This window comes from Aeromonas sp. R2-1 (assembly GCF_040908425.1).
In the GTDB taxonomy this organism is placed as follows: domain Bacteria; phylum Pseudomonadota; class Gammaproteobacteria; order Enterobacterales; family Aeromonadaceae; genus Aeromonas; species Aeromonas caviae.
In genome coordinates, this window is record NZ_JBFODR010000053.1 from 115,975 (window position 1) to 128,877 (window position 12,903).

The following is a 12,903-nucleotide window of genomic DNA, read 5'->3' on the forward strand; positions in this document are numbered from 1 at the left end:
CTCCCCATATCGGTTAAGGAGCCACCATGCACGAAATGTCTCTGGCCATGGCCGCCATCGATCTGGCGGCCGAACAGGCCACCCAGCGGGGCTTTAGCAAGGTGACCGCCCTCTGGCTCGAGGTCGGCAGCTTCTCCTGCGTCGACCCGGACACCATTGCCTTCTGTTTCGAGGCGGCCGCCAAAGGCACAGTGGCCCAAGGCGCCCAACTGCACTTTCAACACCAGGCGGCAGAGGCCTGGTGTTACGACTGCAACCAGACGGTCACCCTCACTGAACGGGGGCAGGCCTGCCCCGGGTGTGGCGGATACAAATTACGAGTCGCGCAGGGTGATAGCCTGCGCATCACCGACATCGAGGTAAGTTGATATGTGTAGCGTATGCGGATGCGGCCAGGCGCGGATCGCCGGCCATGAGCACGATCATGAGCATCATCACGAACATGAACATCACCATGAACATGAGCACGACCACCATCATGGTCATGACGCCCATCACCATCATGACCATGAGCAGAGTGCACCGCGCACCCTGATCATTCACCACCACTATCACCATCAGGGGGATGTCCATCACCACTACCACGGGGTGCGAGATCCCATAAGCCACGAGGGTCATGATCACCCCCACGACCATCATCATGATCATGTCCACTCTCATGACCACGGCCATTCCCACGCGCATCCCCATGATCACAGCCATGACCATGACCATGACCATGACCACCAGCAGGGTGATCTGCACTACGGCAAAGGGGAAGCGGGATTGTCGGTGCCCGGCATGGGGCAGCGCCAGCTGATCGCCATCGAGATGGACGTGCTGGCCAAAAACAACGCGCTGGCCGCCCACAACCGCGAACACTTCGACGAGGCGGCCCAGCTGGTGCTCAACCTGGTATCGAGCCCGGGTTCAGGCAAGACCACCTTGCTGTGCGAAACCCTGCGCCAGCTGTCCGACAAGCGCCCCTGCGCGGTGATCGAAGGGGATCAGCAGACAAGCAGAGATGCGGATCGCATCCGTGCCACTGGCGTGCCTGCCGTGCAGATCAACACCGGCAAGGGCTGCCATCTGGACGCCAAAATGGTCCACGACGCCTGCCACCAGCTACCCGCCAATGAAGGGGGCATCCTCTTTATCGAGAACGTCGGCAATCTGGTCTGCCCCGCCAGCTTCGATCTCGGCGAGAAGTACAAGGTGGCGATCCTCTCCGTCACCGAAGGGGAAGAGAAGCCGCTGAAATACCCGGACATGTTTGCCGCCGCCCAGCTGATGGTGATCAACAAGATCGATCTGCTGCCCTACGTCAGCTTTGACGTGGCCCGCTGCATCGAGAACGCCAAACGGGTCAACCCCTATATTCAGGTGATCCAGGTCAGCGCCACCACGGGGGAAGGGATGGATGCCTGGCTCAACTGGCTGGCCACGGCCTGAACCAGAACCGGTTAAACGCCGCTGATAACGGTAGATAACAAGAGAGGGAGGCTGATGCCTCCCTCTCTTTTATCTGCGTGCTTTGCCAACGATTCTCTCTGTACAGAATGGCCAGCGTTTCATACTCGCGCCCCCTCACCCTGGCCCTCTCCCCAGGGAGAGGGAATCGGTTTGTGGATGCCGCGGCTATACGACGCCCTCAAACCCCTCAGGGGGCTTCGAGCATAACAACCAGCCATATTTTCAAACCCCAAGGTTCTCCAAACCCTAAACCCCGAGCCTGGCGAAATGGCACCTTCTGCTCCCTTCTCCCCTTGCGGGAGAAGGGCTGGGAATGAGGGGGAAGCCATTCCTCAGGCCACGCTACGGGCCATCGCCTCCTGCTCCGCAGGCGGCTCACCAAAGCGCAGCACCCGATGACAGATCTGGCGCAGCAGAGCCTGCTGGTGACTGAAGACAAGCATGGCGAGACCGCGCTGCTCGCACTCCATCATCAACTCCCGCCAGAGCTGGCGCTGAATCTGCGGATCCAGCTGGGCGGTCACTTCGTCGGCAATCAGCAGTCGGGTGCGGGGATCGAGGGCGCGCAGCAGTGCGATTCGGGCCAGCTCGCCGCCGGAGAGTTGACCGGGTTTACGACCGAGCCATTCAGGCTTGACCATAAAGCGGGCAAGCATGGCGTCATCGGGGCGCCATACATCCCACAGCGCCTGCCCGGTGGTGCGATAAGGATTGAAGGTGAGTTCCGGGTGCTGAGGCACCAGCTGGATGGGGTGATAACCTTTTACCTGTTCAGGCACCGGCTGCCCATCCAGCAGGATCTGCCCGCCAGCCCCAACCGGTTGCCAACCCGCCAATACCCGCCCCAGGGTGGTCTTGCCATGGCCACTCGGCGCAGAGATACCGAGTCGCTCGCCCGCTTTCACCGTCAGCGACAATCCCTGCCAGAGGGGACGTTCCCCCTGGGCGATAGTGAGATTTCGTACTTCAAACATCAGGAAACCTCCGGCACAGAGAAGAGCGCGTTGAATTCCGGCAGTGCCTGCCAGTGGGCGCGGAGCATCTCGCTCCCCTGCCCCTGACGCAGATGGTGGCAGCTCAAAGTATCGCTCACCTGCCCCTGATGCAGCGCCACAATGCGATCGGCAAAGCGGGCCGCCAGCGCCAGATCGTGGGTCACCCAGAGGATGCCGCTGCCCTGATTGGCCAATTCACGCAACTGGCCGAGCAGCAGACAGGCCAACCCTTCATCGAGCCAGGCGGTGATCTCGTCTGCCAGAATGTAGCGGGCGCCGCCGAGCGCCGCAGTGCAGGCCAGAATGCGCTTGGCCATGCCGCCGGAGAGCTGGCGCGGGAATCTGTCCAGGGTGGCGGCGGGCAGCTGGTAGCGCAGCAGTTGCTCGCCGAGCCGCTCGCGGGAACCGCTCTGACCGCACAGACGCGCCGCACGGCCCAGCTGGCGCTCCACCGTCAGCAGCTGATTGAGGGCGCTCACCCCCTGCGGCACATAGCAGAGGGTGTGACCGCGCAGACGGGCACGACTGGCATCGCACAGGGGCGTGCCATCGAGGGAGATTGTGCCGCGCATCCGCAGATTGTCCGGCAGCAATGTCAGGGCGCTTTGCAGCAGCAGGCTCTTGCCCTCACCGCTCCCCCCCACCAGTGCCACGATTTCGCCGGGCGCCAGTTGCAGGCTGATATCGGTCAACAAAGGCTGCCAGCTACGCCGCCCCAGCCAGGAGTAGTGGGCCGCTTCTATGGTCACATGGTCGAAGCTCAGCATGGTTCACTCCTGTGCCACAGCAGCTGTTGCAGAGCGCGGGTTGCCTGATCAAAGAGCAACACCAGCAGCAACAACATCAGGCCGGGGAAGAGGGCCAGCCACCAGCCGCCACCGGCAAGATAACGCAAGGCATCGGCCAGCAGCAGACCCAGCGAGGCCTCGTGGGCCGCCAGTCCAAAGCCGAGAAAGCTCAAGGCAGCGCTGTGCAGCACCGCATGGGGAAACATCAGCAGGGTGCCGATAAACCACTGGGGCAACAGCCCCGGCAACAGATGGGTGCGCCAGCGACGCAGCGCCCCCATCCCCTGACAGCGGGCCAGCACCACATAGTCGCTGCAGGCGATCCGCCGCGCTTCTGCGCAGAGAATGAGCGCCAGTTTGGGCCAGTGGGTGAGCGCCACCGCCAGGATCACCCCGCGCATACCGCCCCCCACGGTGAAGCAGATAAGGATCAAGAGCAGCATATGGGGCAGCGCCAGCATGGCGTCGATCACCAGCCGCACCGCCGCATCACATCTGGGATGAATGAGCGACACACTTGCCGCCACCATGGCCAGCAGACCACTGCAGAGCGCCGTGCTGATCCCCAGCTCCAGACTGGTGAGGGTGCCCTGAAAAGCCCGCAACCAGAGATCCCGCCCCATCTGATCGGTGCCGAACCAGTGGGCCAGCGAGGGAGGCTGCTGGCGCGCCAGCAGATCCATCGGCACATCCTGATGAGAGAGGCTCCAGCCGTAAGTGGCCAGCAGCGCCAATCCGAGCAGGGCAAAAACCAGCCGCAGTATGGAGGGAAACGGATTAAACAGCATGCTCGCCCTCCCAACCCCGATTGATGCGGGCCAGCAGCACCCGAGCCACCGTATTGCCAATAAAAACCAGCAGGGTGCAAAAGAGCACGATTCCCATCAGCAAGGGGATATCGCCCCGCAGCCCCGCATCCACGGTGGCCTGGCCGAGCCCCGGGTAGGAGAAGACCTTCTCGGCCAAGAACGATCCGCCAATCAACTCGCCAAGGGAGGCAAACTGCAGACAGATGGCCGGGGTCAGGGCATGGCGCAGCACATGAAAACGCAGCATGGGCCAGCCGCCATCACCCTGGGCGCGGGCGTAGCGGATAAAGTCGCTCTCCAGCACCTCGGCCACCCGCTCCCGGGTGTGCAGGGCGATGTTGCCAAGCCCCAGCAGGGTCAAGGTCGCCACCGGCAGCAACAGATGACGCAACCGCATCAACCAATCCGCCTCATCGGCAGCGAGCCCCGGCGTCCAGGCGCAGCAGACCGGAAACCAAGGCCAGTGCACCGCAAACAGGGCGAGCAGCAAGAGGCCGACCCAGAAGGTGGGCAGGGAGGCGAGCAGATAGGCAAACCGGCAAATCAGGCGATCGGGCCAGCGATTGAGATAGCGACCGGCGCAGAGGCCCAGCAAAATCCCGAAAAATCCGGAGAGCAGCCAGGCGCCCGCCAGCAGCAGGAAAGAGGCAGTAAAGCGCTGGCCTATGACTTCACCCACAGGCGCGTTGTAGAGCATGGAGTAACCGAGATCCCCATGCAGCACCTGGCTAAACCAGTGCCAGTAGCGCAGCCAGAGCGGCTGATCCAGCCCCCAGCGGGCAGCGATGCGGGCGTACTGCTCGGGCGGCACGTGCAGCAGATCGTTGCCGATATAGGCTTTGATGGGGTCGATAGGGGAGTAGCTCAACAGCACAAAGGTGGCGACCGAGACCAGACAGATCAGCCCTGCCAGACGCAGCAGGGCTTTTAGAGTGGCAGTCATCATGGTGGACGAACTTAACGGCACGTCCACCGCCAATCCTGCAAGTTGTTGAGCAGTGACCAGCTACCGTGAATTTCCGGCGCCCCCTTGCCAAGCTCGATGCAGCGATTGACCAGATAGGTATGCTGCACATTGAGCAGCCAGGCCCAGGCGGCATCTCCCTGCACTCCGGCGCCGGTCTTGCCATCCCACTCCACCTGCTGCCAGAACGGCACGGCCGCCTGCCAGTTCGGGGCATCCAGCGCCTGCTTGAGGTGGCTATCCACCACCGAATTGCTGTAGTAGCCCGGATTGTAGAACTCCACGCCACCGGAGCCGCTCTGGTAGTGGTGATAGAGCTCCATGGGATCCAGACTCCCCCACCCCATCAGCACCGGGTTGGCGTGCATCTCCCGCTCCACCTGCTCCCAGCTGCCGGACTTGAGGCTCACCTCAAGGCCGATGGGTCCCAGCATGGCCCGCACCGCTTCCGCCAGATCCCGGCGGGTGCTGTCGCCACTGGTGTACCAGAGGGTAAAGGCGGCGCGCAGGGAGCCCTTGTGGCGAATGCCGTCACTGCCCCTCTTCCAGCCTGCCTCGTCGAGCAGGGTATTGGCGTGGGCCGCATCCCCATCCTTGAAAGCGGTAGCTTTGTTCAGCCAGGGCAAGCCTTCTACCGCGCTATAGGCGGGGATGGCGTGCCCTTCCAGCAGCTGATCGGCCAGCAGCTTGCGGTCGATGGCGTAGTTGATGGCGCGGCGCACCGCCACATCCGAGGTCACGTCGTTGCCGATGGGATAACCCTTGGCATCCTTGCCGCCCGCAGGCGGAATGGGAAAGACGATGCCGCGGTTCTCCACACTCGGGCGCACCCAGAGTTTGAGGGAAGCAGGCACGGTAGGCGCCAGCGACGGGGCGATGCGCACCAGATCGAGTTGATTACTCTGGGCGGCGGCATAGGCGCTCTCTTCATCGATAAAGACAAACACCAGCCGCTTGAAGTCATTGCTGCCGCCGGCGTAATGGGGGTTGGCCTCCACCACCAGTTGCTGGCCGGGCAGGAAGCTCACCAGCCGGTAAGGGCCGGCACCGACCGGCTTTTGGGCATAGGCTTTTGCGTCGTAATCCTTCTTCGACACTATCCCCAAGGATCCCAGCACGTTGACAAAGGTGCTCTGGGGGGCACTCAGGGTGATGGCAACCTCGGTGGGCGAGAGCACCTTGGCCGAGACAAAGTTGCCCATGTCGATCTTGCCGCCGCCCTGGGCTGCGCTGTTGTAGGTGAAGGCCACATCCTCTGCGGTAAGCGGTGCACCGTTGGAGAATGTCAGATCCGGCTTGAGGCGGATAAGCCACCCCTTGCCATCCTGGTTCGGAGTCACCGCTTGGGTGAGCACGTTCTGCCAGCTGAGGTCGGCGTTTTGCTTGAGCAGCGGGCTGTGCAGCAGCAGATAGCTGCCGTGGCTCCAACCAAGCAGCGGGTCAAACCCTTCGGTGGGTTCGGCTCCGATGGCAAGCTTGAGTTCGGCGGGGACGGGCTGGGCAGCCAGCGCCATGGTAGAGAAACCGCCCGAGAGCAGGGCCAGCAGGGACAGTGCCCGCACCAGGACTGGCGCACCCAGCAGGCCATCGACGCGGCCATGTTCAATCTTCATCATGATCCTTGTTCCCAGGATTCACTCGCAGAGATGCAACGCCACCTCAATGAGGCGAGTGAGGGGCCCATGCCGGCCCCTGTGTCAAACTGACGCGCCCGGTTGTCGGCACGCCTTGGTCTCAGGACTTTCGTCCCCCGAACAGTCGTCGGCGCCCCAGATCCACGCCGCCCTCCCCCTGCTGCACCGGCAAAGAGTGCAGCATCTTGAGGGTGCTGCTCACCAGCGCGCGCCCCTCGTCGGCCCCGAGATGCGGGTCGATGGGGGACATGAGCGAGCAGGCCAGCAACTGCCCCGTCTCGGGCAATGCCCCCACCATAAAGGTCAGGTTGCCGCAGGGGAGCTGCAGGGCGAGCCGATCGCTGCTGCTGCGCACCGGCCAGAGCTGATCCGGCCCCGGCAACACCACCACGCTCAGCATCCAGGGGGTGAGCACGCAGCCGAGCCACTGCCCTTCAAACAGGGTGCACTCGGCCACGATGGGCATGGCCGGGTGATAGAAGGGCAGGGCCTGCATCTCTTGCTGCGCGATCCGCTCGTATTGGGCCACCAGGCGCGGGGCAGGGTTCGCGGCAAAACCGCTAAACTCCTGCGCCGACTCTGTCGCGGCTTCGTTCACTGTCTTGTTCACTACCTCATTCACAATGGATTGCGCCATACGCCCTCCCGCGCTCGCTCGGCCTTCTCCTGCTCAGAGAGCGGAATGGCCGGAGCTCCCAGACTGGCCAGCAGGGTCAGGATCCGATCCGTCGCCTCCCCCAACGCCGTCGCCACCACAGGGGTCAGCCCGATGCGGGGTTCGAGGGATTCGGGCTCGACCCCAATCAAGGTGAGCCGCCTGGGGGATTCCCCCGTCATGTGCAGCGCCGAGAGCACGTCCGCCAGCCCCAGCTGGTGAGGGGAGATCTTGCGGCCAAACAGGGTCGGGATCTCCTCATCCTTCAAGGTCACCACGGTGCCCGGCGGATTGCCGCTGCGCACCGCGTCCGCCAGTATGATGTGGTCGCGACTGGCCATCGCTTCGAGCAGCTCCATGCCGGCGGTGCCGCCATCAAGCAGCTCGATGCCAGGGGCGAAGCGGTAGTCGCGCTCCAGCCCCTCGACGATCCGCACGCCGACGGCCTCATCGCTCAACAGCAGATTGCCCACGCCCAGGATCAAGGTGTTCATCACAGCACCTTCACCTGAGTTGTTTCACCGCTCTGGGTATCCACCACGTGCACCGCGCAGGACATGCAGGGATCGAACGAGTGGATGGTGCGCACTACTTCCAGCGGCTTGGCGGGGTCAGCCACCGGGGTGCCCACCAGGGATTGCTCGTAGGGGCCGGGTTCATCGTTGAAGTTGCGCGGGCCCGAGTTCCAGGTCGACGGCACCACCGCCTGATAGTTGGCGATCTTGCCGCCCTTGATGACTACCCAGTGGGAGAGCATGCCCCGCGGCGCCTCTTCAAAGCCCACCCCGCGAAACTCCTTGTCCGCCGGGATCTCGGCCTTGATGTAGGCGCTGACATCCCCCTTGCCGATATTGTCCACCAGCGCCTGCCACTGGTGAGACAGAGTGTCTTTGAGCACGCAGCAGCGTACCGCCCGGCCGATGATGCGGCCCAGGGTGGAGTGCAGCTGTTCGGTCTTGATGGCCGAGCCGGTGAGCGTCTTGTAGAGACCGTTCAACTGATCGAAGTGCGCCACCGTCTCCGGGTGCTTGGCGGCGAGCTTGACCAAGAGGTCTGCGAGCGGCCCCACCTCCACCACCTTGCCGTAGAAGGTGGGGGATTTGACCCAGGAGTACTTGCCGTCATCCTGCCAGCCGGTGTAGTTGGGCTCGGTCTTGCCCTCCCAGGGTTTGAGGGGGGCGTCATCCTTGTACCAGGCGTGCTTGTTGCTCTCGGCGATGCCATCCATCAGCCAGCCATCCTGATGGCTCTCGATGGGGCGATAGCCGGCCAGATCGCCATTCTCGATGTAGCCGCCCGGCATCAGGAAGCTGCCGCCGTCACCGTCGGTGGGGAGCTCCGGCACGCTCAGGTAGTGCTTGGCCCCCTGCCCCAGGTTCAGCCACTCGGGGTAGTGGGCGGCTATGATGGCGGCATCCACCTTGTAGACCTGCTCGATGAACTCGCCGAGCCGGTCGATAAAGCTCTTCACATACATGAGGCGCTCGAGGTTGAGCACGCTCGGCGCATCCAGGTTGATGGGGTTGGCCACCCCGCCCACCGCCAGATTCTGAATGTGGGGGGTCTTGCCGCCCAAAATGGCGACGATGCGGTTGGCATCGCGCTGGCACTCCAGTGCCTGCAGATAGTGCGCAACGGCGATGAGGTTCACCTCCGGGCTCAGTTTCATCGCCTTGTGGCCCCAATAGCCGTTGGCAAAGATGCCGAGCTGGCCGCTGGCCACCAGGGCGCGGATCTTCTCCTGCACCTTGGTCAGCTCGTCGACGCTGTTGAGGGACCAAGTCGATACCCCCTTGAGCATGTCCGCCGCTTTTTGCGGATTGGCCCCAAGGGCCGCGGTGATATCCACCCAGTCCAGCGCGGAGAGCTGGTAGAAGTGGACGATGTGATCGTGGATGTTGTGGGCCGCAATGATCAGGTTGCGGATGTACTGGGCATTGACCGGCACCTTGGCGCCGATGGCGTTCTCCACCGCCCGCACCGAGGCGATGGCGTGAATGGAGGTGCACACCCCGCAGATGCGCTGCACTATCATCCAGGCATCGCGCGGGTCGTTGCCCTTGACGATCTCCTCCATCCCGCGCCACATGGTGCCGGACGACCAGGCCTTGGTGACGACGCCGCCTTCGATTTCACAGTCGATACGCAGGTGACCCTCGATGCGGGTGATGGGGTCTATGGTGATACGTTGGCTCATACGTTGGCTTTCCCTCGGGCCTGATAATCTTGGTGAACACGTTCAAGTGATGGCAGTACCGGCAAGAGCCGGATCAGCAGCAAATAGGCACACACCTCGATGGCGACGAAGCCCAGGGAGATCAGCACTTCCGCCGCGGAGGGGAAGTAGTGGTAGCCATTGCCGGGGTTGAAGGCGAGCAGGGAGTAGTCCAGTCGCCAGAGGGCGGCGCCCAGCAGCATGCTGAGGGCCCCCAGGAACAACATGCGCGAATCGCGGCGGCTCTTGTCCCAATGGAACACCAGCAGCGGGAAGATCATCAGCGCGATCTCGCTCCAGAACATCAAGGCGTAGCGGTTCCACTGGGAGAGATATTCCGACTTGTCGTTGATGACGATCTCGGCAAAGCGCAGCGCCACGAACAGGATCAGGAAGATGTCGATCACCTGGGTCAGCTTGTAGAACAGCGACTTCTCGTTGGGGCCGCGCCCCGCCAGCCCTGCCTGCACCAGGGAGCCTTCAAACACCACGATGGAGAAGCCCATGATGAAGGCGGTCAGAAGCGAAAAGACCGGCAGCAGCTCGTAGCTTTGCCAGAGCGGATGGATCTTCTCCCCCGCCACTATCATCAAAGAGCCCATCGAGGATTGGTGCATGGTGGGCAGCAGGGCCCCCAGCGCCAGGATGAAGAACATGATCTTGTTGAGCCGCGCCATAGAGGCCTTCCAACCGAACTTCTCCAACAATACGGGGGCAAACTCCAGCGCCATCACCCCGATGTAGATAGTCATGCAGACCGCTGTCTCGAACAGCACCGAGGAGGTGTTGAAGAAACCCGGAATGTAGAAGTAGGGCAAGTTCCAGTAACGGCCGACGTCGATGGTGATGGAGAGGCCGCCCAGGGAATAGCCAAACAGACTCGCCAACAGGGCCGGCCTTACCAGGGGGTGATACTCGCCCCGGTTGAAGACGTAGACCGCCCAGGCCAGCGCCCAGCCGCCGCAGGCGAAACCGGTGCCAATCAAAAGGTCAAAGGAGATCCAGAGCCCCCAGGGGTAGCCGCCGTTCAAGTCGGTGACCGAGCCCAGCCCGAAGATGAGGCGTTTGAGGATCAGCATGCCGCACAGGATGGCGAACGGCGCCAGCACCATGACCGGCCAGCTGACCAGTCTGCCCCCCAGCGGATGTGCCTTGTGATTACTCATGGTCCTTGCCTCCCGATTGCTTGTCATGGCCCGCGTGCGAGTCATGATCGTCGCCATCCTGATGGTCCTTGGTGTTGCGGCGAATGAGTACTGAGAGCCCGGTCAGCACCACCAGCGGCAGCACCATCCCCTTGTAGAGGGTGTGCTGGATATGCTCGGAGCGCGCCCCGGAGGAGAGCTCCGGCAAGTCAGGCATGTCGAGCTTGGTGTAGGGCACCCCGGCCAGCACCAGCACCTGGGTGCCGCCCCCCTCTTTCTCGCCATAGACGTAAGGCTGGTAGTTGGGCACTTCATGCAGGTAGGGATCGTTGGCGCTGAAAGTCTGGCGCGGGTAGGCGTATTCGCTGCCCGGGGTCGCCAGCAGCCGGCGCTTGGCCTCGGCCATCAGCGCCTCGCGGGTGCCAAAGATGACGGCGCCGGTCGGGCACACCTCGACGCAGCCGGGCAGCTTGCCCTGATCGATGCGCTCAAGCCCCTTCTGGTTGCAGAGCTCGCACTTGTGGATCGCCCCGAACGGGTTGTCGTAGTCATATTTGGGCACGTCGAACGGGCAGCCCACCATGCAGTAGCGGCAGCCGGTGCAGACGTCCGGGTCGTAGTGGACGATGCCGGTCTTGGGATCCTTGGTCAGCGCCTGCACCGGGCAGACGGAGACGCAGTTGGGATCGACGCAGTGCATGCACTGCTTCTTGATGTAGGCATAGCCATCCACCAGCTGATCCTTGTGCTCACCCGTGCCGCTCTTCCACACCTGAATGATGTTGTTGGTGTAGGGGCTCAGCTTGTCGTTGTTGGACCAGGTCGCTTCCCCGGCCGGATTGGCCGGGTTGCCGTTGAGGCGCTGACACTCAGCCACACAGGCCTGGCAGCCGATGCAGAGGGTAGAGTCGTAGAGCATGCCGAGCGCACCGGGAATGGGCGGCTTGTTCTCGGCCGCCGCCAGCGCGGTGCCGGAAACGGTGGTGCCCGCCGCCAGCGCACCGACGGAGGCGAATTTGAGAAAATTGCGTCTGTTCACGGTCACTCCTCCCGTGAGGTGTGCTGCCCGGCTTCATGGCGCTTCTGCTGGCGACCGAGCTCGCGCACCGTCATCAGGCTCACCCCGACCAGCACCCCGAGCGCACCACCGATAAGCCCGGTGGCGGTGGGCGACATGTGCCCCCCCTCCTGAATGGCCACGTCGGGCTTGTTTACCCGCGGGGTGGGATTCTCCACCTTGGCGAGCTGGAAGATCCCCTTGCTAAAACCCACCCCCTGCTCGTTGCAGCCGTAGCAGGGATGACCGATGCCCACCGGCCAGATGCCACCACCGATATCACAGAACTCCAGAGTCGAGCAGTTGCCGTAGGTCTCCGGCCCCTTGCAGCCCAGGTGGTAGAGACACCAACCCTGACGGTGACCCTCGTCGCCAAACTCCTTGGCAAAACGCCCCGCGTCGAAGTGCGGGCGGCGCTCGCAGTTTTCGTGGATGAGCCGCTCATAGGCAAACAGCGGGCGCTTCTTGGCATCGAGCGCCGGCAGCTTGCCGTAGGTGATGTAGTAGGCGACCGTGGTGAGGAAATTGTGGGGGTTGGGCGGGCAGCCCGGGATATTGATAATCGGCGTGCCGAGGTTGCCGAGGGCCTCTTCCAGGCTGACGGCGCCGGTCGGGTTGCCACCGCTGGCGGGCACCCCGCCCCAGGCGGCGCAGGAGCCGATGGCGATGACGGCGGCCGCGCCACTGGCGGCACGGCGAATATGGTCGACGATGGGCTCGCCAGCCACCATGCAGTAGATGCCGCCATCTTTAAGCGGGATGGAGCCATCCACCACCAGCACATACTTGCCCTTGTAACGTTCCATGGCGTTGTGCTTGTTCTCTTCGGCCTGATGACCGAAGGCCGCCGAGAGCACCTCGTGGTACTCCAGCGAAATGGTGTTGAGGATCAAGTTCTCGATGGTGGGGTGGGTGGCGCGCAGCAGCGATTCAGTGCAACCGGTACACTCCTGCGCCCCTATCCAGATCACCGGCGGCCGCTCGGGGCTGGTGAGCGCGGTGGCCATCTTGGCCACGGCATGCTGGCTTAATCCAAGGGTTGCGGCCATCCCGGCGCACAATTTCATAAAGTCACGGCGATTAATTCCATGAGCCGATAAAAAAGTATCCTCGACCATTCTTCTTATTCCCGTCAGTGAGCATTGTTTGACAAATGCTTAATTGCGGGAATGCTATGCCTCCCCTTCCC

Annotated in this window: 14 protein-coding genes; 2 read left to right on the forward strand and 12 right to left on the reverse strand. The window is 63.0% G+C overall.

The window, feature by feature from the left end:
* Positions 1–26 precede the first annotated feature (26 nt).
* The gene (hypA, locus tag AB5Y80_RS18980) at positions 27–368 is read left to right on the forward strand and encodes a hydrogenase maturation nickel metallochaperone HypA (RefSeq protein WP_324032510.1); all 342 of its coding nucleotides are present in this window, start codon (positions 27–29) and stop codon (positions 366–368) included.
* Here the strand turns inward: hypA and AB5Y80_RS18985 are convergent.
* Positions 346–720 (reverse strand): hypothetical protein, encoded by a 375-nt coding sequence (locus AB5Y80_RS18985; RefSeq protein ID WP_324032511.1) that lies wholly within the window; start codon positions 718–720, stop codon positions 346–348. The genes hypA and AB5Y80_RS18985 overlap by 23 nt on opposite strands.
* Here AB5Y80_RS18985 and hypB point away from each other — a divergent pair.
* The gene (hypB, locus tag AB5Y80_RS18990; RefSeq protein ID WP_368173408.1) at positions 601–1,431 is read left to right on the forward strand and encodes a hydrogenase nickel incorporation protein HypB; all 831 of its coding nucleotides are present in this window, start codon (positions 601–603) and stop codon (positions 1,429–1,431) included. The genes AB5Y80_RS18985 and hypB overlap by 120 nt on opposite strands.
* A gap of 353 nt (positions 1,432–1,784) precedes the next feature.
* On the opposite strand, the gene AB5Y80_RS18995 is transcribed toward hypB, so the two are convergent.
* The 11 genes from AB5Y80_RS18995 to hybO all read right to left on the reverse strand — a co-directional run bounded on the left by AB5Y80_RS18995 (position 1,785) and on the right by hybO (position 12,832).
* Positions 1,785–2,426 (reverse strand): ATP-binding cassette domain-containing protein, encoded by a 642-nt coding sequence (locus tag AB5Y80_RS18995; RefSeq protein WP_324033126.1) that lies wholly within the window; start codon positions 2,424–2,426, stop codon positions 1,785–1,787.
* Complete coding sequence (locus AB5Y80_RS19000; protein WP_368173368.1) at positions 2,426–3,214, reverse strand: ATP-binding cassette domain-containing protein; 789 nt, start codon at positions 3,212–3,214, stop codon at positions 2,426–2,428. Before AB5Y80_RS19000 ends, AB5Y80_RS18995 begins: the two co-directional genes overlap by 1 nt.
* On the reverse strand, positions 3,208–4,023 hold the full coding sequence (locus AB5Y80_RS19005) for an ABC transporter permease (protein WP_368173369.1): 816 nt from the start codon (positions 4,021–4,023) through the stop codon (positions 3,208–3,210). The genes AB5Y80_RS19000 and AB5Y80_RS19005 overlap by 7 nt, the downstream gene beginning before the upstream one ends.
* Complete coding sequence (locus AB5Y80_RS19010) at positions 4,013–4,990, reverse strand: ABC transporter permease (RefSeq protein WP_324033128.1); 978 nt, start codon at positions 4,988–4,990, stop codon at positions 4,013–4,015. Before AB5Y80_RS19010 ends, AB5Y80_RS19005 begins: the two co-directional genes overlap by 11 nt.
* Positions 4,991–5,001: 11 nt before the next feature.
* Positions 5,002–6,621: an ABC transporter substrate-binding protein gene (locus AB5Y80_RS19015; RefSeq protein WP_368173409.1), complete on the reverse strand. Its 1,620-nt coding sequence runs from the start codon at positions 6,619–6,621 to the stop codon at positions 5,002–5,004.
* A 121-nt stretch (positions 6,622–6,742) separates the two neighbouring features.
* Complete coding sequence (gene hybE / locus AB5Y80_RS19020) at positions 6,743–7,279, reverse strand: hydrogenase-2 assembly chaperone (protein WP_368173370.1); 537 nt, start codon at positions 7,277–7,279, stop codon at positions 6,743–6,745.
* Positions 7,261–7,791 carry a HyaD/HybD family hydrogenase maturation endopeptidase gene (locus AB5Y80_RS19025; protein ID WP_223916513.1) on the reverse strand — a complete coding sequence of 177 codons (531 nt, stop codon included), beginning with the start codon at positions 7,789–7,791 and terminating at the stop codon, positions 7,261–7,263. The genes hybE and AB5Y80_RS19025 overlap by 19 nt, the downstream gene beginning before the upstream one ends.
* Positions 7,791–9,494 (reverse strand): hydrogenase 2 large subunit, encoded by a 1,704-nt coding sequence (hybC, locus tag AB5Y80_RS19030; RefSeq protein WP_368173371.1) that lies wholly within the window; start codon positions 9,492–9,494, stop codon positions 7,791–7,793. Before hybC ends, AB5Y80_RS19025 begins: the two co-directional genes overlap by 1 nt.
* On the reverse strand, positions 9,491–10,678 hold the full coding sequence (gene hybB / locus AB5Y80_RS19035) for a Ni/Fe-hydrogenase cytochrome b subunit (RefSeq protein WP_368173372.1): 1,188 nt from the start codon (positions 10,676–10,678) through the stop codon (positions 9,491–9,493). The genes hybC and hybB overlap by 4 nt, the downstream gene beginning before the upstream one ends.
* Positions 10,671–11,696, reverse strand: a complete 1,026-nt coding sequence (gene hybA / locus AB5Y80_RS19040) for a hydrogenase 2 operon protein HybA (RefSeq protein ID WP_042015680.1) — start codon at positions 11,694–11,696, stop codon at positions 10,671–10,673. Before hybA ends, hybB begins: the two co-directional genes overlap by 8 nt.
* Before the next feature lie 2 nt (positions 11,697–11,698).
* The gene (gene hybO, locus AB5Y80_RS19045) at positions 11,699–12,832 is read right to left on the reverse strand and encodes a hydrogenase 2 small subunit (RefSeq protein WP_323908292.1); all 1,134 of its coding nucleotides are present in this window, start codon (positions 12,830–12,832) and stop codon (positions 11,699–11,701) included.
* Positions 12,833–12,903 lie beyond the last annotated feature (71 nt).